The sequence below is a fragment of the Allocoprococcus comes genome (assembly GCF_013300725.1).
GTDB classification, from domain to species: Bacteria; Bacillota; Clostridia; order Lachnospirales; family Lachnospiraceae; genus Allocoprococcus; species Allocoprococcus comes_A.
Genome location: NZ_JAAIMM010000003.1, coordinates 48,593 through 73,382, shown reverse-complemented (window position 1 = coordinate 73,382; position 24,790 = coordinate 48,593). Strand labels below are relative to the sequence as shown.

At 39.1% G+C, this 24,790-nt stretch carries 26 protein-coding genes and 1 pseudogene; 26 read left to right on the top strand and 1 reads right to left on the bottom strand.

The window, feature by feature from the left end:
* Positions 1 to 22 precede the first annotated feature (22 nt).
* From G4407_RS02565 to G4407_RS02535, 7 genes are read left to right on the top strand one after another with little or no spacing between them, the layout of a single operon-like run.
* A complete protein-coding gene (locus G4407_RS02565) occupies positions 23 to 763 on the top strand; it encodes a ComF family protein (RefSeq protein WP_173687626.1) in 741 nt (246 codons plus the stop codon).
* A 54-nt stretch (positions 764 to 817) separates the two neighbouring features.
* Positions 818 to 1,213: a hypothetical protein gene (locus tag G4407_RS02560; RefSeq protein ID WP_173687625.1), complete on the top strand. Its 396-nt coding sequence runs from the start codon at positions 818 to 820 to the stop codon at positions 1,211 to 1,213.
* Positions 1,213 to 2,379, top strand: a complete 1,167-nt coding sequence (locus G4407_RS02555) for a hypothetical protein (RefSeq protein ID WP_173687624.1) — start codon at positions 1,213 to 1,215, stop codon at positions 2,377 to 2,379. The genes G4407_RS02560 and G4407_RS02555 overlap by 1 nt, the downstream gene beginning before the upstream one ends.
* A 54-nt stretch (positions 2,380 to 2,433) precedes the next feature.
* Positions 2,434 to 3,321: a diadenylate cyclase CdaA gene (gene cdaA / locus G4407_RS02550; RefSeq protein ID WP_173687623.1), complete on the top strand. Its 888-nt coding sequence runs from the start codon at positions 2,434 to 2,436 to the stop codon at positions 3,319 to 3,321.
* A gap of 58 nt (positions 3,322 to 3,379) precedes the next feature.
* On the top strand, positions 3,380 to 4,579 hold the full coding sequence (locus G4407_RS02545) for a CdaR family protein (RefSeq protein WP_173687622.1): 1,200 nt from the start codon (positions 3,380 to 3,382) through the stop codon (positions 4,577 to 4,579).
* Positions 4,569 to 4,832, top strand: a complete 264-nt coding sequence (locus tag G4407_RS02540; protein WP_008374578.1) for an HPr family phosphocarrier protein — start codon at positions 4,569 to 4,571, stop codon at positions 4,830 to 4,832. Before G4407_RS02545 ends, G4407_RS02540 begins: the two co-directional genes overlap by 11 nt.
* A gap of 7 nt (positions 4,833 to 4,839) precedes the next feature.
* Positions 4,840 to 6,021 (top strand): MerR family transcriptional regulator, encoded by a 1,182-nt coding sequence (locus G4407_RS02535; protein ID WP_055157323.1) that lies wholly within the window; start codon positions 4,840 to 4,842, stop codon positions 6,019 to 6,021.
* Between the two features lie 70 nt (positions 6,022 to 6,091).
* Here the strand turns inward: G4407_RS02535 and G4407_RS02530 are convergent, their stop codons facing one another.
* On the bottom strand, positions 6,092 to 7,576 hold the full coding sequence (locus G4407_RS02530) for a hypothetical protein (RefSeq protein ID WP_173687621.1): 1,485 nt from the start codon (positions 7,574 to 7,576) through the stop codon (positions 6,092 to 6,094).
* A gap of 499 nt (positions 7,577 to 8,075) precedes the next feature.
* Here G4407_RS02530 and G4407_RS02525 point away from each other — a divergent pair, with 499 nt between their 5' ends.
* The 19 genes and pseudogenes from G4407_RS02525 to G4407_RS02435 all read left to right on the top strand — a co-directional run bounded on the left by G4407_RS02525 (position 8,076) and on the right by G4407_RS02435 (position 24,783).
* Positions 8,076 to 8,831, top strand: coding sequence for a hypothetical protein (locus G4407_RS02525; RefSeq protein ID WP_040015611.1), 756 nt, complete (start codon positions 8,076 to 8,078; stop codon positions 8,829 to 8,831).
* A gap of 642 nt (positions 8,832 to 9,473) precedes the next feature.
* The gene (locus G4407_RS02520) at positions 9,474 to 10,442 is read left to right on the top strand and encodes a hypothetical protein (RefSeq protein WP_055065838.1); all 969 of its coding nucleotides are present in this window, start codon (positions 9,474 to 9,476) and stop codon (positions 10,440 to 10,442) included.
* A 93-nt stretch (positions 10,443 to 10,535) separates the two neighbouring features.
* Positions 10,536 to 11,759 carry an XRE family transcriptional regulator gene (locus G4407_RS02515; RefSeq protein WP_173687620.1) on the top strand — a complete coding sequence of 408 codons (1,224 nt, stop codon included), beginning with the start codon at positions 10,536 to 10,538 and terminating at the stop codon, positions 11,757 to 11,759.
* A gap of 107 nt (positions 11,760 to 11,866) precedes the next feature.
* Positions 11,867 to 12,391 (top strand): DUF5104 domain-containing protein, encoded by a 525-nt coding sequence (locus G4407_RS02510; RefSeq protein ID WP_055065934.1) that lies wholly within the window; start codon positions 11,867 to 11,869, stop codon positions 12,389 to 12,391.
* Between the two features lie 1,266 nt (positions 12,392 to 13,657).
* Positions 13,658 to 13,858, top strand: coding sequence for an excisionase (locus G4407_RS02505; RefSeq protein ID WP_055065933.1), 201 nt, complete (start codon positions 13,658 to 13,660; stop codon positions 13,856 to 13,858).
* Positions 13,859 to 13,936: 78 nt separating this feature from the next.
* Positions 13,937 to 14,962: pseudogene (locus G4407_RS02500) on the top strand (integrase DNA-binding domain-containing protein); the annotation flags it as partial.
* Between the two features lie 284 nt (positions 14,963 to 15,246).
* The gene (locus G4407_RS02495; protein WP_129794750.1) at positions 15,247 to 16,032 is read left to right on the top strand and encodes a ParA family protein; all 786 of its coding nucleotides are present in this window, start codon (positions 15,247 to 15,249) and stop codon (positions 16,030 to 16,032) included.
* Complete coding sequence (locus G4407_RS02490) at positions 16,022 to 16,918, top strand: ParB/RepB/Spo0J family partition protein (protein ID WP_130096567.1); 897 nt, start codon at positions 16,022 to 16,024, stop codon at positions 16,916 to 16,918. The genes G4407_RS02495 and G4407_RS02490 overlap by 11 nt, the downstream gene beginning before the upstream one ends.
* Before the next feature lie 35 nt (positions 16,919 to 16,953).
* Positions 16,954 to 17,265, top strand: a complete 312-nt coding sequence (locus G4407_RS02485) for a DUF6050 family protein (RefSeq protein WP_130096566.1) — start codon at positions 16,954 to 16,956, stop codon at positions 17,263 to 17,265.
* Positions 17,266 to 17,392: 127 nt separating this feature from the next.
* A complete protein-coding gene (locus tag G4407_RS02480; protein WP_130096565.1) occupies positions 17,393 to 17,791 on the top strand; it encodes a hypothetical protein in 399 nt (132 codons plus the stop codon).
* A gap of 13 nt (positions 17,792 to 17,804) precedes the next feature.
* Positions 17,805 to 18,203 (top strand): single-stranded DNA-binding protein, encoded by a 399-nt coding sequence (locus G4407_RS02475; RefSeq protein WP_130096564.1) that lies wholly within the window; start codon positions 17,805 to 17,807, stop codon positions 18,201 to 18,203.
* A 13-nt stretch (positions 18,204 to 18,216) separates the two neighbouring features.
* Complete coding sequence (locus tag G4407_RS02470) at positions 18,217 to 18,609, top strand: hypothetical protein (protein ID WP_012744317.1); 393 nt, start codon at positions 18,217 to 18,219, stop codon at positions 18,607 to 18,609.
* Complete coding sequence (locus G4407_RS02465; protein WP_012744316.1) at positions 18,602 to 19,483, top strand: replication initiator protein A; 882 nt, start codon at positions 18,602 to 18,604, stop codon at positions 19,481 to 19,483. Before G4407_RS02470 ends, G4407_RS02465 begins: the two co-directional genes overlap by 8 nt.
* A 10-nt stretch (positions 19,484 to 19,493) precedes the next feature.
* Positions 19,494 to 20,312 carry a replication initiator protein A gene (locus tag G4407_RS02460; RefSeq protein WP_012744315.1) on the top strand — a complete coding sequence of 273 codons (819 nt, stop codon included), beginning with the start codon at positions 19,494 to 19,496 and terminating at the stop codon, positions 20,310 to 20,312.
* On the top strand, positions 20,312 to 21,106 hold the full coding sequence (locus G4407_RS02455; protein ID WP_012744314.1) for an ATP-binding protein: 795 nt from the start codon (positions 20,312 to 20,314) through the stop codon (positions 21,104 to 21,106). The genes G4407_RS02460 and G4407_RS02455 overlap by 1 nt, the downstream gene beginning before the upstream one ends.
* An 83-nt stretch (positions 21,107 to 21,189) precedes the next feature.
* Positions 21,190 to 21,681 (top strand): PcfB family protein, encoded by a 492-nt coding sequence (locus tag G4407_RS02450; RefSeq protein WP_012744313.1) that lies wholly within the window; start codon positions 21,190 to 21,192, stop codon positions 21,679 to 21,681.
* Positions 21,682 to 21,704: 23 nt separating this feature from the next.
* Positions 21,705 to 23,564: a VirD4-like conjugal transfer protein, CD1115 family gene (locus tag G4407_RS02445; protein ID WP_330362118.1), complete on the top strand. Its 1,860-nt coding sequence runs from the start codon at positions 21,705 to 21,707 to the stop codon at positions 23,562 to 23,564.
* A 121-nt stretch (positions 23,565 to 23,685) separates the two neighbouring features.
* Entirely contained in the window at positions 23,686 to 23,901 is a 216-nt protein-coding gene (locus tag G4407_RS02440) for a Maff2 family mobile element protein (RefSeq protein ID WP_017144663.1), read from the top strand.
* Between the two features lie 12 nt (positions 23,902 to 23,913).
* Entirely contained in the window at positions 23,914 to 24,783 is an 870-nt protein-coding gene (locus G4407_RS02435; RefSeq protein ID WP_012744298.1) for a VirB6/TrbL-like conjugal transfer protein, CD1112 family, read from the top strand.
* The last annotated feature ends 7 nt before the right edge of the window (positions 24,784 to 24,790 follow it).

Sequence of the window (24,790 nt, the reverse complement as noted above, 5' to 3'; positions counted from 1 at the left end):
GAAAATCAAATCCGAAAAGCGAATGGAAAACTTAAAAAAGGTCAAAGAAACAATTCTGGAACTAATTTATCCCGCGAAATGTCCGTTTTGCGGAGAAATTGTAAGTGCAGGAAAGAAACATTCTACGGAACACAATGGAATCTGCAAGGCGTGCCGTGAAAAACTTCCTTATATTGGTGAAGTAAGATGCATGTGCTGTGGAAAGCCCTTGACAGATCCGGCAGAAGAATATTGCTATGACTGCACCAGACAGAAGCATTTTTTTGTCGATGGCAGAAGCCTCTGGGTGCATAAAGATGCAGTGGAAAATGCAGTTTATGCAATGAAATATCAGAACCGGAGGATTTACGGACAGACGTTCGGAAAAGAAATGGCAGAGCATTTTCTTTCTTATCTATGGGAAAGAAAGATCACATTGATCGTGCCGGTTCCGCTGCATTCCCGGCGAAAAAGAAAGCGGGGATTTAATCAGGCGGAAATTGTAGCAAAAGTATTATCAGAAAACACCGAAATTGCCATGGAGGCAGGCGCTGTTAAGAGGATTAAGGCGACCATTCCTCAGAAAGATCTGGGCGATAAAGGGAGAAAACGAAATATCAGGGGAGCATTTACAGTGCAGAAAAATGTAAAAGGAGAAAATATTGTTCTGATCGACGACATTTATACGACAGGAAGTACCTTAGACGAGGCGGCGAGAGTGCTGAAAAAGGCAGGAGCCGAAAATGTATACTTTTTGACGGTAAGTATTGGACAAGGAATCTGATATTTGTTATACTGAAAGTAATGCATATACGAATAAAACGTATGAGGTGACAAAATGTTAAATGAAAGCAAAGTTAAGCTGATGACAAGGATGGCGATGTACGAAAGCAAACAGGGAGAGGAAGATTTTAAGATCAGTTCCTATTATAAAAAAGATTACCGGAGCTTTCACACCATTGCTACGATCATATGGGTAACGGTCGGCTATGCTGTTGCAGTGGGAATCGGAGTGATTGCTTTTCTGGATGAACTGATGGAAAATCTGAATATGCAGTTTCTTGTGATGCTTGCGGCAGCTGTAATAATTGGATATCTGGTACTTGTTATTTTTTATGGAATCGTTGCTTCCCATTTTTACGGAACCAAACATGAAAAAGCAAGAAAGCGTGTGAAACAATTCAATCACGATCTTACAAGACTGAACAGAATGTATGAAAGGGAGAAACGATAATGAATGATCTGATAGTATGGAGAGACAAATTACAGGAATTATACGCGACGAAATCAATCTATATTGATAAAGCTGTGCAGTTTATTCTGGCACTGGTCACATTTCTTATGATTAACCAGAATATCGGACTGATGAAAGCGGTGGCAACCCCGGTTGTAGCGGTGGCGCTGGCAGTGATCTGCACCTTTCTTCCACCGGTTGTAACGGCATATGTGGCGGCAGGACTTGTAATCGTGCATCTGTTCAAACTGTCTATGGGAGTGGCAGCAGCGGCGGCACTGATCTTTGTGGTAATGTTTATCTTTTACTGCAGATTTACTCCAAAAAAGGCACTTCTTCTGCTGGTCACACCAGTAGCATTTATGCTTCATATTCCGTATGTAGTGCCGGTTGCCTGTGCGCTTGTACTTGGACCGATTTCAGCAGTACCGGTTGTATTTGGAACGATCATTTACTATATGATCGAATGCGTGAGAACTTCGGCAACAGCGATCACCAGTGCGGATGGAATTACCAGGCAGATTTCGCTTTTTGTGAAGGCGGTATTTCAGGATAAGACTCTGTGGATCACTGCGATCGCATTTATTATCTCTATTTTTGTGGTATATACAGTGCGCCGGCTTTCGGTAGATCATGCGTGGAAGATCGCAGCAGCATCCGGTGCAGTTGTGAATATTGTTGTAATTGTGATCGGAGATATTGCATTCGATATACATACCTCTTACAACATGCTGATCATTGGAAATATTGCAGCAGTCGTGATAGGCTTTATCATGGAATTTTTCCTGTTCTCAGTGGATTATTCCAGAACAGAACGCCTTCAGTTTGAAGATGATGAATATTACTATTATGTAAAAGCCATCCCTAAGATTTCGGTGACAGCTCCGGAGAAGACGGTCAAACATATCAATGAGCGGAAAGAGACTGGTGAGATTGCAGGAGCAGAGCCGGAGAGAAGACCGAGACCGAAGAGCGGGCAGATGGAAAAACCGGCAGTACGCAAAAAAAAGACGGCTTCTAAGGTAAAACGTCCAAAGAGTCCGGCAGTTCAGCGGCCGACAAGAGTTGGAGGCAATACAGATGAAATCCTTCTTGCACAGAGCCTGAAGGAAGAATTGGACATTCAGAGTATTGTGGAAAATGAACTGAATAGCGATAACAAATAGGGAAATATTATAAAAAACAGGGGTATAAATAACGGATAGAAAGGGGGTACACTGTTGAATACAGTATTAACACAGGTTTTAAAAAGATTTGTATCAGAATCGTGGTACTTCCCGCAGATCCGGGTAGTAGATGCTGTTGAGATACTGATTATTACATTTTTATTCTATCAGATTATTCTCTGGATAAAGAATACAAAAGCCTGGATGCTTTTGCGGGGGATTCTGGCTGTTGCATTGTTTATCCTGGTGGCTGCATTTTTTAAAATGTATACGATTTTGTGGATTGCACAGAATTCACTTCCGGTCATGGCAACCGCAGTTGTGATCATTTTCCAGCCTGAGCTCAGAAGAGCATTGGAAAAACTGGGGGAAAAACAGTTTGTTCCTAATATGGTAGCACTGGATAAAAGAGGAAAAGATAATGTACGTTTCAGTCAGAAAACGATCGATGGAATCGTAGAAGCATCCTTTGCGATGGGAGCCGTGAAGACAGGAGCTCTTATCGTCGTAGAGCAGGCAATCATGCTGACAGAATACGAGAGTACCGGAATCGCACTGGACTGTATTGTATCACCGCAGATACTGATCAATATTTTTGAACACAATACACCACTTCATGATGGCGCGATCATCGTCCGTGGAGACAGGATCGTATCAGCGACCTGCTATCTTCCACTGTCGGACAATATGGGAATCAGTAAGGAACTGGGGACCAGACATCGTGCAGCAGTCGGAATGAGTGAGGTGAGTGATGCTCTGATCGTCACCGTATCAGAAGAGACCGGGTATGTATCTGTAGCGATGGGCGGACAGCTTGTGCGCAATGTTACACCGGAATATCTGAAAAAACGTCTGGAATCTATCAGTAAGAAGAGTGCGGAGATCGGACGTTTGAAAAAAATATGGAAAGGATGGAGATCGCATGAAAAGGGCGTTGACTAAAAACTGGGGTCTTAAGTTGCTGGCATTTGTATTCTCTGTCCTTTTATGGATAATTGTTATGAATATTGAAGATCCGGTGGATGAACGGACATTTTCCGGAATCCAGGTGACAGTGACACACCCGGAAATCGTAACAAATCCGGGCAATACATATCAGATTCTGGATGACAGCAGGACGGTATCCGTAACGGTAAAGGCAAAACGTTCTATTTTAAATAAAATTAAAACCGATGATATCAGGGCAACAGCGGATATGAAGAATCTGGATGTCAGAACCAGATCCCTGATCCCGATCGATATATCGATCCCTTCTTATGCCGGAAGGTTTGAGGCGACTGCCAACCCGATCAATCTGCGAGTAAGCATTGAACTTGGAAAATCAGAGACTTTCCCGATCACTGCAACCAGCTCGGGAACACCGAGAGACGGATATCAGGTAGGTGAGCTGAAAGCAAATCCGGAGAAGATCAAGATCAGCGGACCGGAATCAGTAATCGATTCGATCGATAAGGTGGTAGCACTTGTAGATGTTTCCGGACAGTCCAAAGATGAGGAAAAAGAAGCAGAGCTGATCCTTTATGATAACAATGGAAAGATCATAGATTCAACACAGATTGAGAATAACCTGGGAGACGAAGGACTGAAGGTAAAAATTATCATGCTTCAGACAAAGAGCATTCCGGTAGAATTTGATACTTCACTGATTGGTACTGCGAGCGGATATCATTTCAGCGGAATCAGTATCCAGCCGGAAAGCATTCAGATCGTAGGCACAGAGGAGCAGCTGGAAACGGTGGATTCTATTGAAATTCCGGCAGAAGAGCTGGCAGAAGATGGTCTGGACCAGACAATAGAGAAGACAGTAGATATCGCCAATTATCTTCCGTACTGGGCAAAGACAGACCAGGACAGCGCAGGAGGCGTACCGATCGTTATAAAGATCCAGGTAGAGAAATTCGGAACTAAGACAGTCGAATTTCCATACAATTCCATTGCGCTGCTGAATGCACCAAAGGATTACAAGGTGTCATATGCCGAACAGGGCAATCTGGAAATTGTTGTGCGTGGTTCGAAAGAGGATCTGGATGATTTTACTCTTGAAAAAGGAAGCGTGTCAATCAATCTGAACGATTGCAAGACAGAGGGAACCTATAATGTTCCGATCCAGGTTACACTTCCTGACGGAATTGAACTTGAAGATACGATCAATGTACAGATCACATTGACAAAGAGCAGTGGAGGAGAAAATGATCAGTAAAAAGGTAACGATCAAAAATCCGACGGGATTGCATTTGAGACCGGCAGGACTTTTCTGCAAGATGGCACTGGAATATGAAAGTAAGATCACTTTTCATTACCGGGATACGGAAGGAAACGCGAAAAGTGTTCTGAGCGTACTTGGTGCATGCATTAAGTCTGGAGATACCATTGAGATCGTGTGTGAGGGAAAAGATGAAGAGAAGGCACTTGAAGCGATGGTAGAACTGGTGGAAAGTGGGATTGGAGAGTAAGAGATAAATGAAAAAAGAGGGATTTTATTCATCGGGAGAATTTGCCCGTATGGCACATGTCACCGTGCGTACCATCAGATATTATGACAGCCATGATATATTAAAACCGTCTTTTGTAAATGAATCAGGAGCTCGTTTTTATACAGATGAGGATTTCACAAGACTTCAGCAGATACTTCTGCTGAAGTTTTTGGGTTTTTCGCTGAATGATATCAAAAATATGACTATCGGAGATATGGATTATCATTTTTTGTCAGATTCGCTGGAAGTACAATTAAAACTGGTTCGTGATAAGATCGAACAATTGCAACTGGTTGAAAAGGCAATTGAAGATACTTCCGGCGAGATCAGAGAGTATCATACGGTAAACTGGAACAAAATGCTGGAACTGATTCATCTTACAGGAATGGAAAATGCGGTAAAGAAGCAGTATCAAAATGCCACCAATATTGCTTCCCGAATCCGCCTGCACCGATTATATTCGGTAAATAAGGAGGGATGGTTCCCCTGGATCTATCGAAATCTTGAATTGAAAAATGGACTGAAGGTTTTAGAAATCGGTTGTGGAAACGGAATGCTCTGGAAAGAGAATATACAGAAAATACCAGACAGCATCAGCATAACACTTTCTGACCTGTCCGAGGGTATGTTAAGAGATGCCAGAAGAAACATCGGTCAAAAGGATAAGAGATTCGAATTTGAAATCCTAGATGCAGAAAAGATTCCCTTTATGGCAGAAACCTTTGATCTGGTGATCGCCAATCATATGCTGTTTTATTGTGAAGATCTGAGTCAGACCTGCAGGGAAGTGGCAAGAGTATTAAAGAAATCCGGAAGATTCATATGCAGTACCTATGGAAAAAAACATATGAAAGAAGTAAGTGAACTGGCAAAAGGATTTGACAATCGGATTGTACTGTCAGCTGACAATCTGTATGAGAAATTTGGGAAAGAAAACGGAAAAGAAATCTTGAAACCATATTTTCATGAAATTTCGTGGCAGGAATATAAAGATAAGCTGGAAATTCAGGATGCAGAACCGTTGATCGCATATATCCTTTCCTGCCATGGCAATCAGAATCAGTACATCTTGAGCAGATACCAGGAGTTCAGAGATTATGTAAAACAAAAAGCTGGCAAAGGATACGATGTGACAAAAGAAGCAGGCATTTTTGTCTGCAGGAAATAAACAGTGCAAAAATGTCTGCTTCTATCTTGAGAACAGGATAAATAATATTAGGATAAATCCGGTCAAGAGGCTAGACTTCTGAAATCAGGATCTCCAAAGAAAATATGGAATGTGAAATCAGAGAATCTGCCTTGATCAGAGAATCTGAATTCCAGGTTTCATAGTAAAAGTCTGAGAAAATTTCATTCAAAAATAACTTATTTGTGACACAGATACCATAGTCCGGTGTATTTCGCTTGAGACGCAGGGAACAAAATGTGTCTGCAAAAATAACACTAGGTCTTGGTATGTGCTGATAATCTGACAGAACACCGTCCGGAAGTACTCGGATATCAAAATTGTGATTATTGTGGTATAACCGATCAATATAATTCATAAGGACAAGCCTCTGTTTTGGAGTAAGCTGAACACGGCATCCGTAAAAATCCATTTCGCCGGAAATCGCAAAGTCATTAAAGACCGAAGCATAGAATAATATTTTAATCGGCGCAGAGGATAATAATTGTTTTGTCAGAGAATGTAAGTGTCTTAAGGTGTTTGGGTCTGCTTGATCCAAAACCGATTCGAAGGTTTCTAAGAGCTCTTCATGTAAATCGTCCGGAAGAAAATGCTCCGTAAAATGAGCGAGAAGACAGGCTGGATTTTGAGCAAAGAGAGCATGCTCATACTCGTGACTGCGAATCATGGCTTCAATACTTGTTTTGCGGATCAAGAGAGACTCTTTGTTACAAAGAGACTTTAATTTATGATAAAGCTCCGAGGAAAGAGTTTCATCTTCTATGGTAGTGACTGATAAACAATGGTTTTGGTCCATCAGCATTCCGGAAATAGAGTAAATATCTTTTACGGAAAAGATAAGCTTCTTTTCTGCCTGGGTGCCATAATAAAGATTGAAATCAATATTGGCAAGATTTGAAAGAAGATCGATTAAAAACACTGCAATTTTCGAATTGCTTAAATCTGTGTGTTCCAGATCCAGCATAAGGGAAAAATGAACACCCGGAAGAACCAATTTTCGATCATTGTGAAGACCATTCATTTCTGCGATCAACATCTGATAATTGGTGTCAATATTTAAAATATCTACCATGGCATGGCAGTTGACGGAATCTACCTTACGAAGAGACGGATGTTTCATTTTGAAAATAAACTGATCCAAAGTCAGTTCCGGATAATAGAAAATCTTGGAGGCTACTTCAGAACCTGTCGAGGTCTGCAGTTCTTTGACATAGTTATATTCGGATTCCAGATGTTTATAGAGAGCGGCCTGGAGATCGGTAGTATCTTTCACCTGATATTCTTTCAGAAACACGGGAATCGTTTCAGGTGTCAGGGACTGGACGATGCATTCGCTGATTGCCTGAAGGATCAGCTCATGGTTCTTGTCAGAAGGAAGTAGTTTTCCGCTGATCCACTTACTGATATAAGACTCGTCGTACTGCAGAGATTTGGCGAGCGCATAGTTTTTTAAATTAGCCATAGATGTCAGATGCTTTAAAAGTACACTGAACCGGTTTTTATCTTTCATATTTTTTCTTGCGTGATGAACAGACATCACGCGTTCCCTCCTCATTTTATTCTGTTATTTATGTAACACCAAATCCCCATATCTTTTGTGACAAAAGATATGGGGATTCTTTTTTTAGTTTAAAAAGAGTAAAAATCGAATTATCCGCATAAACACAGGGATTTTAAGCAATATGAAACAAAAAATAAAAGAATTTTACCACTAATTTACTACGAATGAAAGAACCTTGATACGACAGAGAAAACAGCATAAATAAAGGCAAAATTGGCATTTCATACAGAATATGAGATGTCTTTTTTGTTGCTGTAATACAGTATAACTATTCTTTTTCTGCTTGATTATTAATCATTTTTTAGGACATGAATTGTCAAGAGCTTGTTGCGTAGCAATGTTTACACTCTTGATAATTTATGGAATAAAAAATATTCTGACAGATACTAGAAAAGTGATGACTACTCAATTTTCTAATGATATAATATGATAAATAATAATAGATAAACTTGAAGTGATTAAGGAAGTGTATGCCATGAAAAAATTTTTGAAAATAATGTTAATCATAATTGGAGCGATTTCTTTGATTTTTGTAGCTCTGATAGGGATTGGGTTATTTGTTGATGTTGAATATGATGACCATATTGAAAATGGTCGTTATACTTATGTTCCGGAAGAAGAAAATAAAGATAATGAATACGTGGAATTTACGATAAATGATTATGATAAAAATAATGCCAAGCTTGTATATTATGACACGATTGAAGAAGCTATTCAACTTTCCACTTTGAATGCTGAAAATGAGGAACTTTCGGTTCCTGCTGATTTTCTTAATCATGTTGATGAAACCTTGCATATATGGCAAGGCAAAAAATATGATACGATTTTCTATCGGGCTGGAAATGATAACGATGATATTCAAGGCTTAGTAATGGCTCGTTGTAAAAAGCAGATACAGAATGGGCATACACAATACGCATTTATAAATGCTACACCGGTTACAACGAAACGAGATAGAATTTTGTTAGATGATATTACAGAGCTTATTCACTCTTCTTTGAAATTAAGTGATTTCCAACAAGACTTAAACCCCGATTATCCAAGCAAGCGTTTTGTTTACGGCTATGCACATGATAAAGAAATCTATTCATTGGAAGTAGAAGGACAAAAACCGGACGGTGTAATTGAAATCAATGTATATGACAGAGTCATGTATCTATGGTATTACAATGACTTACAAAGTAACAAAAGAGGTGACTGTTTAAGCTATTCGGTAGATGTACCTAAATAAAATGACATTTTTACATAATACTATATTATTAGTTAGGCAGACGGAGTGATCCAGACACGGTGGCAGGAAAATCTTTCAGATTTTTCTGCCATGTCTTGCAAGTGGCTGGTTTACTTCGTCTGTGAGCGAGCCTGTGGCGAGCGAAGATTAAGCCCCCGTTATCTAACAAGGGGGGCACAAAAAACAAAAGACACTATACACTAACAGGCGGAAAACGCTGTATTTACAAGGCAAAACCGCATTTTATAAGATGTGATATAAAATGTATCTATTTCACAAAAGAAAAACAATAAATTTAAACATTATAATATTTTAATTTTTGTGGTAATGATATGCAAACTTTTTAGGAGGGAAGATATGGATTGTAAAATGACTGATATTATTGCTATTATTTCAAGTATCATTGCTATTGGTTATTCAATTTATTCCATAATTACTAAAAGTTATATTCGTCAATACAACCTTGAAAAATTTGAACATTTTTCTTTAAATCAGAAGAAAGTTTGTATTGTTTTCAATTTTATTATGACACTTATAATTGGGATAAGTGGGGTGTATATATTGCTATTATACTTATTCTAATGGGATTGAAAGCATTTATGTAGCAAATAGCAAAATTTTATAAGTGAAACGAGGTACTCTATGGAAAAAAAGGAACTTATCAAACTATATTTACAAAATGTGGATAAAATGTTTGGATATGCCAACATGAACGCATATATTGATGAGCGATTAAAGAAGTATACGAAATACTGTCAAAGTAAAAAGCCAGAAGAACAGATTATTATATGGCTGAAATTATTGCATGAAAATTTCGGAAAAAAGATTGTTTATTTAGGAAGTTACTTAGCATTACAAGAAAAGGATATGAGCTATTTAAATAATGCGTTCAATTCGGCAGTAACATGGGGACAACTCACAATAACAAACAGCGGTTGCGACCATTCCATTCACGCTTGGAATATTTTACCACATATATTCTGTGCAAACCGCTTTCGTGACATTGAAAAAATATTTCCAAAAGAAAACGGACTTAGTAAGAATGGGTTAAAGTCTGCATGCAGTATCACAAATTTAGTGATGTATCTGTATTATCAAGAACCTATGTGGAAACAATATGTGATTGATGAAAGTAAAGAATTTCTTCAAAATAAACATACAGCAGAAGAAAAAGCTGTGATAAACGGTTTCCTTGCACTAATAGAAAAAAATTGGGAAAAATTCTCATTGGAATTGGCTAATCTCTGTAAAGCACATAGAAAATCAAAAGATTATGGAGAAAATCCATTTACAAGAAAAATTTCCTTTTTTGCATTTGGATTGTATAACTTTGCAAGATACTTGTATAGAGAAGAAGTTAAAAATATTACACTTCCTCAAAATGAATTTTTATTTGAGGATTTTAGAATTTATCAAGAAAGCACTAGTTGTCAAATAGGACAACCGTTTTGCATTTTTGAAGAACCGTTATTATTGTTGAATGATTTTGAAAAAATTGATTTACCGATTATGTATTTAACAGCAGGTAAAAAAAGAGTTTTGGATATTGAAAATTATAGGCAAGAAGTGGTAAAGAAAATACAAGCACTTCATAGCAATCAGAGCAGTTAGTCTTAGGATTGACTGCTTTTTCTATACGGATTTTTAATGATAGGCAATTATCAGTAAATGGTAGTTGCCTTTTTTGATTGGAGGAATTAAAGAATGAATGATAAAAACTTTATTGAAGAATTAAGACAAAAGCGTGAGGAATACGGAGTAACACAAACAAGGCTTGCTGTTGCTTGTGGTATCAGCCGTGAATATTACAACCGCATTGAAAAAGGGAAACAGCCATTGAATGACGAATTAAAAGGAGTCATAGAAAAACAGATTGAGCGTTTCAATCCACAAGAACCACTATTCCTGTTGATTGATTACTTCCGTGTTCGCTTTCCTACTACGGACGCATTGGCGATTATCCGTGATGTATTACAACTAAAACCCGATTATATGCTTTATGAAGATTATGGAAAATACGGATATGAAAGCAAATATGTTTTAGGCGACATCAATGTCATGTGTTCCATGCAAGAGCATTTAGGTGTTTTATTGGAACTGAAAGGCAGAGGCTGTCGTCAAATGGAAAGTTATCTATTGGCACAGGAACGCTCATGGTATGACTTCATGCTTGATTGTTTAACGGCAGGTGGTAAGATGAAACGGCTTGACTTGGCAATCAATGATAAAGCAGGAATATTGGATATTCCAAAGTTAAAGGAAAAATACAAGGCTGGCGAATGTATCTCCTACTTTCGTATGCAGAAAGATTACAGCGGTACGGAAAAATGTGGTAGCGATTTACCAAAGAATACAGGAGAAACCTTATATCTCGGTTCAACAAGCAGTGAATTATATATGTGTGCTTATCAGAAAAATTATGAGCAGTATGTCAAGAATAGCATAGAAGTTGAAGATACGGAGATTAAGAACCGCTTTGAAATACGCATGAAGAATGAACGAGCCTATTATGCGGTTGTAGATTTACTGACTTATCGGGACGCTGAACGCACTGCTTTTTCTATCATCAATCATTATGTCCGCTTTGTTAACAGAGAGGACGACAAGCCAAAAAATCAATGGAAAACAAATGATGATTGGGCATGGTTTGTAGGGGAAAACAGAGAACCGATACGCTTAACTACAAAGCCAGAACCTTATACTTTACAAAAAGCGTTGCATTGGTTACAAAGACAGGTTGCACCAACCATAAAAATGGTACAGGCATTAGACAGAGAAAATCATACAACGATACTAAAAGATATGATTGAACAGGCAGAACTTAAAGACAAGCATAAACACTTATTACAATTAGAAAAATCAACCATAGAAGAACGAATAGATACCGCTATTCCACAAGAGAATGACGATGTTTTAGAAAAGCAATAATTTATTTTATGGAGAAAGTTAAAGACAAGTTTAAAGCTAAATGCTACAATGTAAATATAGGTTATATAGATATAAAATATTTAAGTATTAAATGAGGTATAAATAATATGAAACAAATAATATTTATTTTTTGTATGATATTGATGTTAAGTTTCTGTGGGTGTACGAATGTTGGCTCAAATAGAAATGAGTATATGTCTAATTGGTTTAAATCGGAACAAGAAATATCAGATAATATGATGAAACAAATTATAGATTTATACAATGAAGGCAATGTAAAAGAATTTGAAAAATTGTTTTCACAAAACAGTAAAAAAGACATAGAGGATATAAATAAACAAATTTCTTCTTTCTTCGAATTTATTGATGGAGATATACAAGAATATTCTGGTGATTGTGCATCATCTAGTGAAAATAATAATGGAAATAAACGAATTGAATTAGACGGAATGTATCATATATCAACTTCTAAAAATGAATATTATTTGAATTTTTATATGGTCTATAAAGCTGATGATGTTCCCTCAGATATAGGACTATCCAAAATTGAAATTGCGACTGAACAAACTGTAAACAGGGAAAACTTTATGTGGGATACATCAGAAAACGGAATATTTGTCGTGCGGGAATAAACATAGAATGATATGTTTGAAAGATAAACCAAAACAAAGTTGTGACACATACTTCCTCCTACTTTTTGTTTTTTAGCCATTTAGTTTAATCTGTTTTAATGAGTTATAAATAGAGATACCGTTATTTAAAAGAAAGAATAACGGTATTTTTTAATGCAATGGAAATTTTCAGATTTAGTCAACAAAGAGCTTTTTTCATTCCCTATGTTTATTAAAAGAAGAAAAACAAATTTTTTACAGAAATCTGCAACAAAACAGCTACTTGCGTACAGATATGGTGCGAGAAAAGGAAATCTAACTATTTTTGAAATGGGGTCATAAAATTTTTACTCGGTGTACAGACACGAAGATTAAAAAGAAATTGAAATTATTTTGAAAAATCTGCAACAAAACAAGGTTTCTATTCCTTATATGGAGTGAAGTTGAGGAAATCTAAACTTTTTTTGAAAATAGGTCATTAAATTTTGGCTTGCTGTCCCTATATGAAGTGAAAGACGAAAAAAGTTTTGAAAAAAATGTCGGAAAATCGAGTTAAGCGGACAGTATTATGCAGAAAGAGGAAATCACACTTTATTTCTTGATTTGTATTCAAACAGGCATTAGCTGTTGAGTGTTGATGCGGAAAGAGAAAATTATTTTATCCTCAACTTAACAATTTAAGGTTTCCGTTCCCTATATGGCGTAGAAAGAAAAAAGTTTAAGAAATGTGATACAAATAACGCTATTCTGTCCTGATATGGAGTGAAGAAAATATTTCATTCTATTGTTGGCAGTAACAGTATGGTTTGGGTAGTTAGGGTGTGAAAAGAAAAATAATCTTTTTTCATCACCAGCTTAACAAATGGACGTTTGCTATACAGATAGTAGTGAAAAAAGAAAAAATGTTTGAATTTTGGTTACATTTCCTCTCTTTTCCAACGCGGTATATAGGAGAGATGATTTTCTTCTTTCGTGTTCTTTGACAACTGAATAAAGCAGTCTGATACATTAGACAGACAGCGAGCCGTTGGAGCTGATACGCCATGACCTTTTCCCTTTAAAGCGAGCGGAAACTGTCAGCGTCCATGTAAAAGATTTATCCTCTTTTATCGCCATGACCTGTCCTGTCTGATAATGATACTCCCGTACAGCCACAGCTTGAGCGTTCAGAGCGTCGCACGCAATGGGTACGGCTACATAAGAACTATGCAGAGGTGGAACTCCTGTGGGCTATGATAAAAGCCGTCAGACTGTTTAAAAATCAAAAAAGAAAGGAGGTGCAGTTTTATGTATGATTTAAATACACCATTATGGGAACGCTACCTTATGACGATTGAGGAAGCGTCCAGTTATTTCCGTATCGGAGAGAACAAACTCCGCCGTATTGCAAGTGAATATAAAGACGAGTGTGTTGTGATGAACGGAAACCGTATGCTGATTAAGAAAAAGAAATTTGAACATATGATTGATAAATTGGAAGAAATCTAATGCAAAAGAGCTTTGTGCATGATATGATACTTATATGTCGTAACAAGGCTCTTTCAGTTTTGAAAGGAGTTTTGAAAGATGTCAGAAAAAAGACGGGATAACAAAGGTCGCATTTTAAGGACTGGAGAGAGCCAAAGGGCAGACGGCAGATATATGTATAAATATGTTAATCGTGCAGGCGAAACAAAGGTTGTGTATTCATGGAAACTGGTGGCTACGGACAGAGTACCGAAAGGAAAGCGTGATGATTTATCTCTTAGGGAAAAGGAACGGGAGATACAGCGTGATTTAGAGGACGGAATAGACACCAAAGGAAAGAAAATGACATTGTGTGAACTATATGCCAAAAAGACGGCACAGAGAATCAATGTCAAGAAGAATACACTAGCAGGGCGAAAATATCTCATGGACGCATTGAAACAGGACAAGCTGGGTTCACGAAGCATAGACAGCATTAAACCGTCAGACGCAAAAGAATGGGCGGTCAGAATGAAAGAAAAGGGCTACGGCTTCAAAACCATTAGTAACTATAAGCGTTCCTTAAAGGCTTCTTTCTATATGGCAATCGAGGACGATTATGTAAGGAAGAACCCTTTTGATTTTCAGTTAAGCGAGGTTATTGATGATGACAGCGAAAGCAGACAGGCATTGAGTGAGGAACAGGAAGAAAAACTGCTGTCCTTTCTCCAGTATGATACGGTGTATCAGAAATATTATGATGATGTGCTGATACTGTTAAAAACAGGCTTACGAATATCTGAATTGTGTGGACTTACTGTACAGGACTTAGATTTTGAAAATCATACACTCAATATCAACCACCAGTTATTACGCAATCAAGAGGGATATTATATAGAAACGCCAAAAACAAAGTGTGGCATACGAAAAGTTCCTATGAGCGAAGAAGCAGGAAAAGCATTTCAAAGAGTGTTGAAACGCAAAAAAACTGGAAAAGGGATTGTAATTGACGGTTACCGCAATTTCCTGTTTCTTAATCAGAAAGGTATGCCTATGACAGCTTGTTACTATACTTCTACATTGAGAAATATAGTAAAGAAATACAATAAGTACCATGATGAACCCTTACCGAAGATAACCCCGCATGGTCGAGTTATAATAAGGACAAGTTAGAAAACTCCAGTAAATACAAGGGGTTGCACTAATTTAGTCCTTATTTTTAATTTCCTGAAAAGGGAAAAATAAAGCAGCGCTGTCATTCCAGAATATGAATTATTACAGATCCAGACTGGAAATGGATTTGTGTAAGACAAGAGTAAAAACAACAGAATTATTGTAATTATAGGACTGAATTAGCTCGCACGGAATATAGATTCCGGTTGTCTAATTCAGTCCTCTTTTTGATTGACGACGATGAAAGGTGATGAAAAATGGCTAGAATTATTTCTATTGTAAACCAAAAAGGGGGAACTGGAAAGTCCGCATGTACAGCTAATTTAGCAGTAGGATTAGCACAAAAGAATATGAAAGTGTTAATCGTTGATGCCGATCCACAGTCTGATGTATCTGCAGGATTTGGATATCGTGATTGTGATGAAAGTAATGAAACACTTACAGCTCTTATGGATACAGTAATGAAAGATGAAGATATTCCTTCAGACTGTTATATCAGGCATCAGGCAGAAGGAATAGACATTATCTGTTCTAACATTGGACTGGCAGGTACGGAAGTACAGTTGGTAAATGCAATGAGCAGGGAATATGTATTGAAACAGATTTTATATGGTATCAAGGATCAATATGATGCAGTCATTATTGACTGTATGCCATCATTGGGAATGATTACGATCAATGCGCTGGCTGCATCAGATGAAGTCCTCATTCCAGTTGAAGCGTCCTACCTGCCAATCAAAGGCTTGCAGCAGTTGTTAAAAACGATCGGTAAGGTTCGTAAGCAGATTAATCCGAAGTTGCAAGTCGGTGGGATTCTGTTCACGATGGTCGATGCGCATACAAATGATGCCAGAAATAATATGGAACTTCTCAGAAATGTATATGGAAGTCAAATTCATATCTTTGATAATTATATTCCATTTTCTGTAAGAATGAAGGAAGCAGTCAGAGAAGGACAGAGTATTTTCTCTTATGATCCGAAAGGCAAAGCTACAGAAGCTTATCGGAGAGTGACGGAGGAGGTGCTGAAAGATGCCATCTAAAAAAAGAGAAACTCCCATTTCCTTACAGCCACTTGATGCGTTGTTTGGAACAAACGAAGAAACAAACAATGGAATTTGTGAGATAGCAATAGGAAGCCTTCATCCATTTCCAAATCACCCGTTTCAAGTAAAAGATGATAAGAAAATGGAAGAATTATCAGAAAGCATTACACAATATGGCGTGTTGGTTCCTGGTATTGTGCGGTTGAGAGGGTCCGGTGGTTATGAGCTGGTAGCTGGTCATAGGCGAAAACGAGCATGTGAACTTGCGGGATTAGAGAAAATGCCTGTTATCATCAAAGATCTTACAGATGATGAAGCGACGGTGATCATGGTAGATTCCAACATTCAACGAGAAGAGCTGCTGATCAGCGAAAAGGCATTTGCTTATAAAATGAAATATGAGGCGTTAAAGCGTCAGGGGAAACGGTCTGATTTAACTTCTTGCCAAGTTGGCAAGAAGTTGGCGGCGGAAGAAGTCAGTCAGAATACAGGAGATAGTTCCAGACAGATTCTTCGATATATTCATCTGACAGAGTTAATCACAGAGCTTTTAGAACTGGCAGACGAGAAGAAGCTTCCCTTTAATACAGCTGTTGAAGTTTCATATTTGAGAAGTGAAGAACAACAGATATTGCTTCAGTATATGAGTAATCACAATATGGTACCATCCATGAAGCAGGCAAAGGAATTGAAGCAGATTTCAAAAGAGCGGATGTTGACGTATTCAGAGATTGACCAGATCTGTATGAATGAGAGTACTGAGAAAGTACAGGTGCAGATTCCTGCGAAAAAGCTGAAACAGTATTTTCCTGAGTCATATTCTAAAGCTCAGATAGAAGAAGTGATATTTATGCTCCTAGCATCATGGGCAGAAAAACAATAATATGATATGCGAAGTTGGACAGAAGGAATGAAAAGATGATGATAGAAGATGTAATTAAAAAATCAATATTGCCACTGGCATTTATACTATTCTGGTTCTGGATCGTATCCACTATCATGAAAGTCAGTGGAAAGACAGACTTGTTCTGGTGGATATTTCTTTCCGGACTTCCATTTGGAATACATAAAATGCGGTTGATCCTAATTTCAAAAGGAATGGATATAACAGCAACACTTGGGATGGCTGCATTAAGTGTCATCATTGGAGCTTTGATCGGAAGTATCATGATTCCAGTGTATGTAATCCGTGCGGTATACGTTTTCTTACGATATATCATCGGAAAATAATTGAATATTTGATAAGAGGCAGGCTTGCGAAAATAAAATCGTAAGCCTGCCTCTTTTTTTGTACCCAAAATCAGGCAATTTAGGGGAAATCCCTTTTGCAAATATATATACTTGGAGGATTTATAAGATGAGAGAGCGAATTGAAAGTAAGCATGTAACAAAGGAAATCAAAAGTCAGATGCCAGTGATTCCGGTGGAAATTGTTAAAGAAAGAGGCTGTACGTTCTGCCCGTATTATTTGGGCAATTATGAGAAACAGCCACGTTGTATGATGAAAATCTGTGCCTGGGATGATGAAAATGAGCGTTTCCATCCAGTTCTTCGTGAACTGATTCCGTTTTACAAAGAGAAAATGGAAAAAGCAGAAGAAAAGTTCCTGGCAATGAAAAAGATTTATACGACCCTGTTAGGAATGTTTGCCGATGAAATGAGGCAGGAAGAGTTGGAAAAAGATGAATGTTACGGATGTGCCTATGGAAAATGTGGACCATGTATCGGTATCTGTTACAAATCAATGAAAGCATAGGAGGGGTATGCCAATGAATACAACAATTATTTCCGGGCGATTGGTAAGAAATCCCGGATACAATGAAGTGGAGAATGAAAAAGGACTTCATAAGATTGCCAAGTTTGTTCTGGCAGTCAGAAGAAATTATTCTGATGAAGTCAGTTTCATTCCGGTAAAGGCTTTTGCAAAGAAAGCAGAATTTGCCAGAGATTATCTGATGCAGGGAACGAAGGTCATGGTGGAAGGCGAGATTGTCACAGGTAATTATGAAGATAAGGATACCGGGAAAAAGATCTATACAACTGAAGTGTATGCAAATCGGATCGAATTTGCAGGTGCAAAAATAGTTGACAGACCACCGTTTCCAGAAGATGCGGAAGGGTTCTTAGAGATCCCAGAGGGCATGGAAGAGGAAATGCCGTTTAGATAGAGGAGGATAAAAGATGGTTTCAGTAGATCAGGCGTATATGGTAGGGCATATGAAAAATGCCGATGGAAGTATCAATAACAAAAATGTAGTGCTGTCAGCAGCATGTGAAGCAGCGGAACTGTTCCAGTGCATGATGTCAGTAAATCAGAAACTGGAGGACTGGCAGAGATTTAACCACACCTTGGAGATGCATCTTAGAAGTGTGGAATGTGAGAAAATCCATGATATCTGTCAGGCGGTATATGGAATGAAACATCCGTCCGATGAACTGGAAGGATTGTATCTGGCAAGAGAGGATGAACAGATATGCCTGCTGTACTATCAGGTATTTGTAGGGATGCTGGAAATCAATATTAATTCAGCCGAAGTGCTGTACAAACAGAAGGAGGAAATAATCAATGAGTAAGGTGGAGTATATGCCGGTAGATTGTCTGCAGGTGCCAAAGATGCTGTTCCAGGTGGAAAAATTCAAAAATCTGTCAAATACAGCAAAAATTTTATACAGCTTATTTCTGGATCGTTTGAAATTTGCGGTGCAGAATGGCTGGGTAGATCATAACGGAGATCTGTTTGTTATCTATCCAAAAAGCGAAATGAAGAAAGACCTGAATACGACTCGATATGGCGTAGATCAGGCAGTACAGGAACTTGTTAAGATTGGAAAGCTGGTGCGTATTGTTCAAAACAATGGAAAGGCGAACCACTTTTATATCAATGATATTTATGAAAATGAGATGGAGGAAGAATCAATGATGACATTAGACAGAATTATGGCAAATATGCCGATGGAAGAAAGAGAAATTATCATGGACAAGATGGTGGCAGCATCCAGAGATATTCTGGGAACAATTGCAGATATGGGATATCTGGATGAATATGAGACACCACTGACTCCTATGGAAGAGCGAGGCTATTACGATGAAGAAGGTAATCTTGATATTGATGCCGTAGAAGCCGATGGCTATGAGTTTGGTATGGATCTGGCATTTGGCGTGTTATCTGTTTGTGAAGGAAAGCCTGAACATGTGCTGGAAATTCAGAAATATGTAAATGAACAGTATGAGTGCTGTTCTAATAAGAAGTTTATGAAAGTTCTGGAAACAATCGCACGAATGAATGGAAACGAGGAGGTTTATATCGAGGATATGTATGCCTGCAATAAAGAAGCAAGGAATTATTATCTGAGCGAGTTAATGATGTGCTTCAACTTTGTGTTTAATGAGATGTGTCATGGAACAGGCAGTGCAGCAGGGTGTGATTTTAATAGTGAGGAAGAATAGGAAATAAGCTATGGCAGATTTTGAATATTTCAGAGCAGAAGAATCTGACCAGTTTTCTTTTTTTCGGATCCCCAAAGCTCTGTTCACAGAAAAAGAGTTTGCAAGCCTGTCCACAGACGCAAAGCTCCTTTATGGAATTCTGCTTGATCGAATCAGCCTATCCAAGAAAAATGGATGGATTGACAATGATGGTTATGTCTATATCATTTATACGATCGCAGAATTGCAGGAACTGTTGCGAATGTCGCATACGACAGTGACAAAGCTTCTTTATGAGCTTGACAGTGTGCATGGGATTGGATTGATCGAACGGTATCGGCAGGGGAATAATCGTCCTTCTGTCATATACGTGAAAAATTTTGTGAAACGGAGCAGAGGAAAGCCAGTAAGATACTTTGCTTCTGGAACGCCAGAAACTGGAAATCCAGACTGCAAGGAATTGGAAATCCGGATTGCAAGAAACTGGAAGTCCGGAACGCAAAAAAATAGAAGTCCGGACTGCAAGAATCTGGATGGAAGTAATACTAAGATAAATAAGACTGAAAAGAATCATACTGATAAGAGTAAGGGCAATACTCCCGCTTTGGAAGAAAAATTCAGTCAGTATGGTAGATTTAAAAATGTTGTTCTGTCGGAAGCTGAACTGCAGGAGCTGATGACGCTATTTCCATGGGATTACCAGAAACGGATTGATCATCTTTCTGTTTATATGAAATCCAGTGGAAAAGAATATCAGAACCATTTTGCAACAATCTGTCTTTGGGCAGAAAGGGATGGAACCAGGATAGGAATGGATAAATATGAATTTCAGGAAGGAGAAAGCCTGTGATGGAAAATAAAGTAACAGCAGATTATGTGGACGAAGAGGGATGTCTTCATTGTGGCATCTGTGGAAAAAGAAAACAGATGAAAGTCAGTCTGATGGGATTTGAGCATGTAGTGTCTTGTTTGTGCGAATGCGAGGTGAAAGCCAGACAGGAACTGGATGAAAAGATGCAGCGGGAAGAAGCACAGCGACTGCTTTATCAGAGAAAATCCGTCGGACTTCGGGAAAGAAGATTCTGGGAATGGAAATTTGAAAATGACAACGGAAGCAACCAGAAGATACTAATTGCCAGGCAGTATGTAGAAAACTGGACAGATATGAAGAGAAAAAATGTAGGATTGCTTTTGATGGGACCAGTTGGAACCGGGAAAAGTTTCTTTGCAGGCTGTATTGCAAATGCACTTTTGGAACAGGGAGAACGTGTCATGATGACAAATTTTTCCAGGATCCTAAATGAAATGACCAGCTATCAGGCAGATAAGAACCAGATTATACAAAATCTTGTGGATTATCCGTTGCTGATTATTGATGACTTGGGAATAGAACGAAATTCCGAGTTTGCTTTGGAGCAGGTCTATAATGTGATAGACAGCCGCTATTGTAAAATGCTTCCGCTGATCGTAACAACGAATCTGGGACTGAATGAAATGAAATCCACAGATTTAGATACTGCCCATCAGCGTATTTATAGCAGAATACTTGAAATGTGTGTTCCCATCTATTGTGGTGGAGAAGATAAGAGAAAAGAAGAAGGGACAGAAAAACTCGTACAGGTACAGAGCCTGATTACCGGTTAATCTGTCCTTTTTTATTGAAAGGGGGTGATTGCCATGATTACAGATCTGGACAGCAGTTAAATCGCTGAAAGGAGGGAAAAGTCATGCAGGAAGAGGTAACTCAGAAAACGGTCACGTTCTGTATTCGGACTACCAAAATCACAGCAGACCTGTTGAGAAAGGTTCTTGCTGCGTATCTGCGGCATCATAAGCAGAAATCGGTAGAGAAGAAAGCACAGAAAAATCAGCCGAAACAGGGAAAGGTCACGGTAAAAGAGCTGGCAAAGCAGAATGCCGGGATGGTCAATATCGAGATCACGAACAAAAATATCAAGTCCTTTGAACGCTATGCCAGAAAATATGGAATTAACTATGCTCTGAAAAAGGACAAGAGCAAAGAGCCGCCAGTTTATCTGGTATTTTTCAAAGGACGTGATCAGGATGCCCTCAATGCTGCTTTCCGTGAGTTTTCCCAGAAACAGATTCAAAAAGCGAATAAACCTTCGATTCACAAGCGTCTGGCAGCTTACCGGGCAATGATGCCAAAGAAGACGAAGGACAAAGTAAAGAACCGGCATCAGGAGCAGAGTCGATGAAGAAACAGATCGGCAAACCTCTGATGCAGAAGTGGAAGAATAAGATCGGGGTCAGGCTGTCCGCCCTGGATAAAAAGAAACTGGTTCTTACCAATCTCCCATATGCTCTGGCTGCGTTCTATGCAGACCGGGCATTTTTTCTTTACCGGAATAGTCCGGGAGAAGATATGGGGAACAAACTCTTATATGCTATGGAACACGCAGATCGGATTTTTGCTGGTTTTGTGTTAAGCAATAACTGGAAAGATCTGCTGGCAGGGATTACGGTTGCAGTCGTTTTGAAAGTGCTGGTTTGGCAGAAACAGTCAGATGCAAAGAAACTCCGAAAAGGAATCGAGTATGGTTCAGCCAGATGGGGAAACGCTGAGGATATCAAACCTTATATGTCGGAAAATCCGTGGATGAACATTCCATTGACAGCAACAGAAGCACTGACGATGGAGAGCAGACCGAAGCAACCGAAATATGCAAGAAATAAAAATATTGTAGTTATCGGCGGCAGTGGTTCCGGTAAGACACGTTTTTTCGTAAAACCATCGGTCATGCAGATGAACTGTTCCATGGTCATTACAGATCCCAAAGGCACTCTGATCGAGGAGTGCGGGAAGATGTTAGCAAAGGGACCGCCGAAGAGGGATAAAGATGGAAATGTCATCAAAGATAAATCCGGGAAAGTGGTATATGAGCCTTATGTGATTAAGGTTTTGAATACGATCAACTTTTCTAAGTCTCTTCATTACAATCCATTTGCTTATATACGGTCTGAAAAAGATATCCTGAAACTGGTGACGACAATTATTGCAAACACCAAAGGGGAGGGAGAAAAATCTTCCGAGGATTTCTGGGTGAAAGCGGAGAAACTGCTGTACACAGCACTGATTGCCTTCATCTGGTATGAGGGTGATGAAGAGGAGAAGAATCTGAATACTCTTCTGGATCTTCTGAATGAAAGTGAAACCCGTGAAGAGGATGAAACTTACCAGAACCCGGTAGATATGATGTTCCAGGAACTGGAAGAAAGAGATCCGCAGCACTTTGCGGTCAGACAGTATAAAAAATACAAAATGGCGGCTGGCAAAACGGCGAAGTCGATTTTGATTTCCTGTGGTGCCAGACTTGCCCCATTTGATATCGCAGAGCTTCGTGAGATCATGTCTTACGATGAAATGGAACTGGATAAGATCGGAGACAGGAAAACAGCCTTGTTTCTGATTATGTCCGATACGGATACCACATTCAACTTTGTGATTGCGATGCTGCAGTCACAGCTTTTCAATCTGCTTTGCGACAAGGCAGATGATGAATATGGCGGCAGACTTCCGGTGCATGTGCGTGTCATCGCTGATGAGTTTGCCAACATCGGACAAATTCCTCAGTTTGACAAGCTGATCGCAACCATCCGAAGCAGGGAAATCTCTGCTTCTATTATTTTGCAGTCACAGAGCCAGTTAAAGGCAATGTATAAGGATAGTGCAGATACCATTCTGGGCAACTGTGATACGACTTTATTCCTTGGTGGGAAAGAGAAGACCACATTAAAGGAAATGAGTGAGCTTCTGGGTAAGGAAACCATTGACCTGTATAACACTTCGGAGACAAGAAGCAATCAGAAATCTTTTGGACTGAATTATCAGAAACTGGGGAAACAGTTGATGACAGAGGACGAGATTGCAGTCATGGATGGAGGAAAATGTATCCTGCAGATCCGTGGTGCCAGACCATTTTTCTCAGACAAATATGATATTACGAAACACAAAAACTATCGGCTTCTTGCAGATGAAAACGAGAAGAACCGATACAAGGTTGAGAAAGAGTTAAATCCGCAGTACACACCGAAATCTGAAGAAGAGGTGGAAGTAATTCAAGTAGATCTGTCGGAGTAACCTTGGGAATGAACGAAAAATAATAAGGAAAGGAATAACTGACATTAGGTGCGCCGGCTTTTTAGTCGGTGTTTTTTCATTCCCGTAAACACCTGAAAAAAGTCAGTTTTGGTGAATGTATATGGCATTTTTTAGCAGTGCAATTACAACTTTAAAAACTCTTGTAGTCGCAATCGGTGCAGGTCTTGGCGTGTGGGGTGTCGTAAACCTTCTGGAAGGATATGGGAATGACAATCCCGGCGCTAAGAGCCAGGGCATCAAACAGCTGATGGCTGGTGCCGGAATCATGCTGCTGGGAACTACCCTGATTCCACAGCTGGCAACATTGTTCTCTTAAGAGGAGTGGTAGATGAACACCATCATTGAGAGAATTACGGAAGCGATAAAGGATATCCTGATCGGGCTTATCAAGTCATGTTTGGATAACATGTTCACGTCTGTCAATGAGCAGGTGGGAACCATAGCCGGGCAGGTGGGACAGACACCGCAGGGATGGAATGCAGGGATCTTTAATCTGATCCAGAACATTTCCCAGACAGTAATTGTCCCCATTGCGGGACTGATCATCACCTTTGTCTTGTGCTATGAGCTGATTACGATGGTAACGCAGAAAAACAATTTCCATGAATTTGAGACTTACAACATTTTCCTCTGGATTTTCAAGGCGTATGTAGCCATTTATTTGGTGACAAATACGTTCAATATCACGATGGCGGTCTTTGATGTTGGCCAGCATGTGGTCAACAATGCCGCCGGGGTGATCTCCGGGAACACAGCGGTGGATGCATCAGAAGCAGTCGCAAGGATTGTGGATGCACTGGAAGATATGGAACTGGGGGATTTGTTCCTGCTATCCATGGAAACGCTGTTGATCAGTATTACCATGCGGATTCTGTCGATCATCATAACCGTTATTTTGTACGGAAGAATGATAGAAATTTACCTTTATACTTCCATAGCACCAATTCCGTTTGCCACCATGACCAATAAGGAATGGGGCAATATCGGAAACAACTATTTAAAAGGCTTGTTCGCACTGGCATTTCAGGGATTCTTCATGATGGTCTGTGTGGGAATTTATGCAGTTTTAGTAAATGCAATGACCATATCCAGTGACCTTCATGCAGCAATGTTTTCAGTAGCGGCGTATACCGTGATTCTTGCATTTTCATTATTCAAGACCGGAAGCCTTAGCAAATCAATATTCAATGCCCACTAACGGGCAG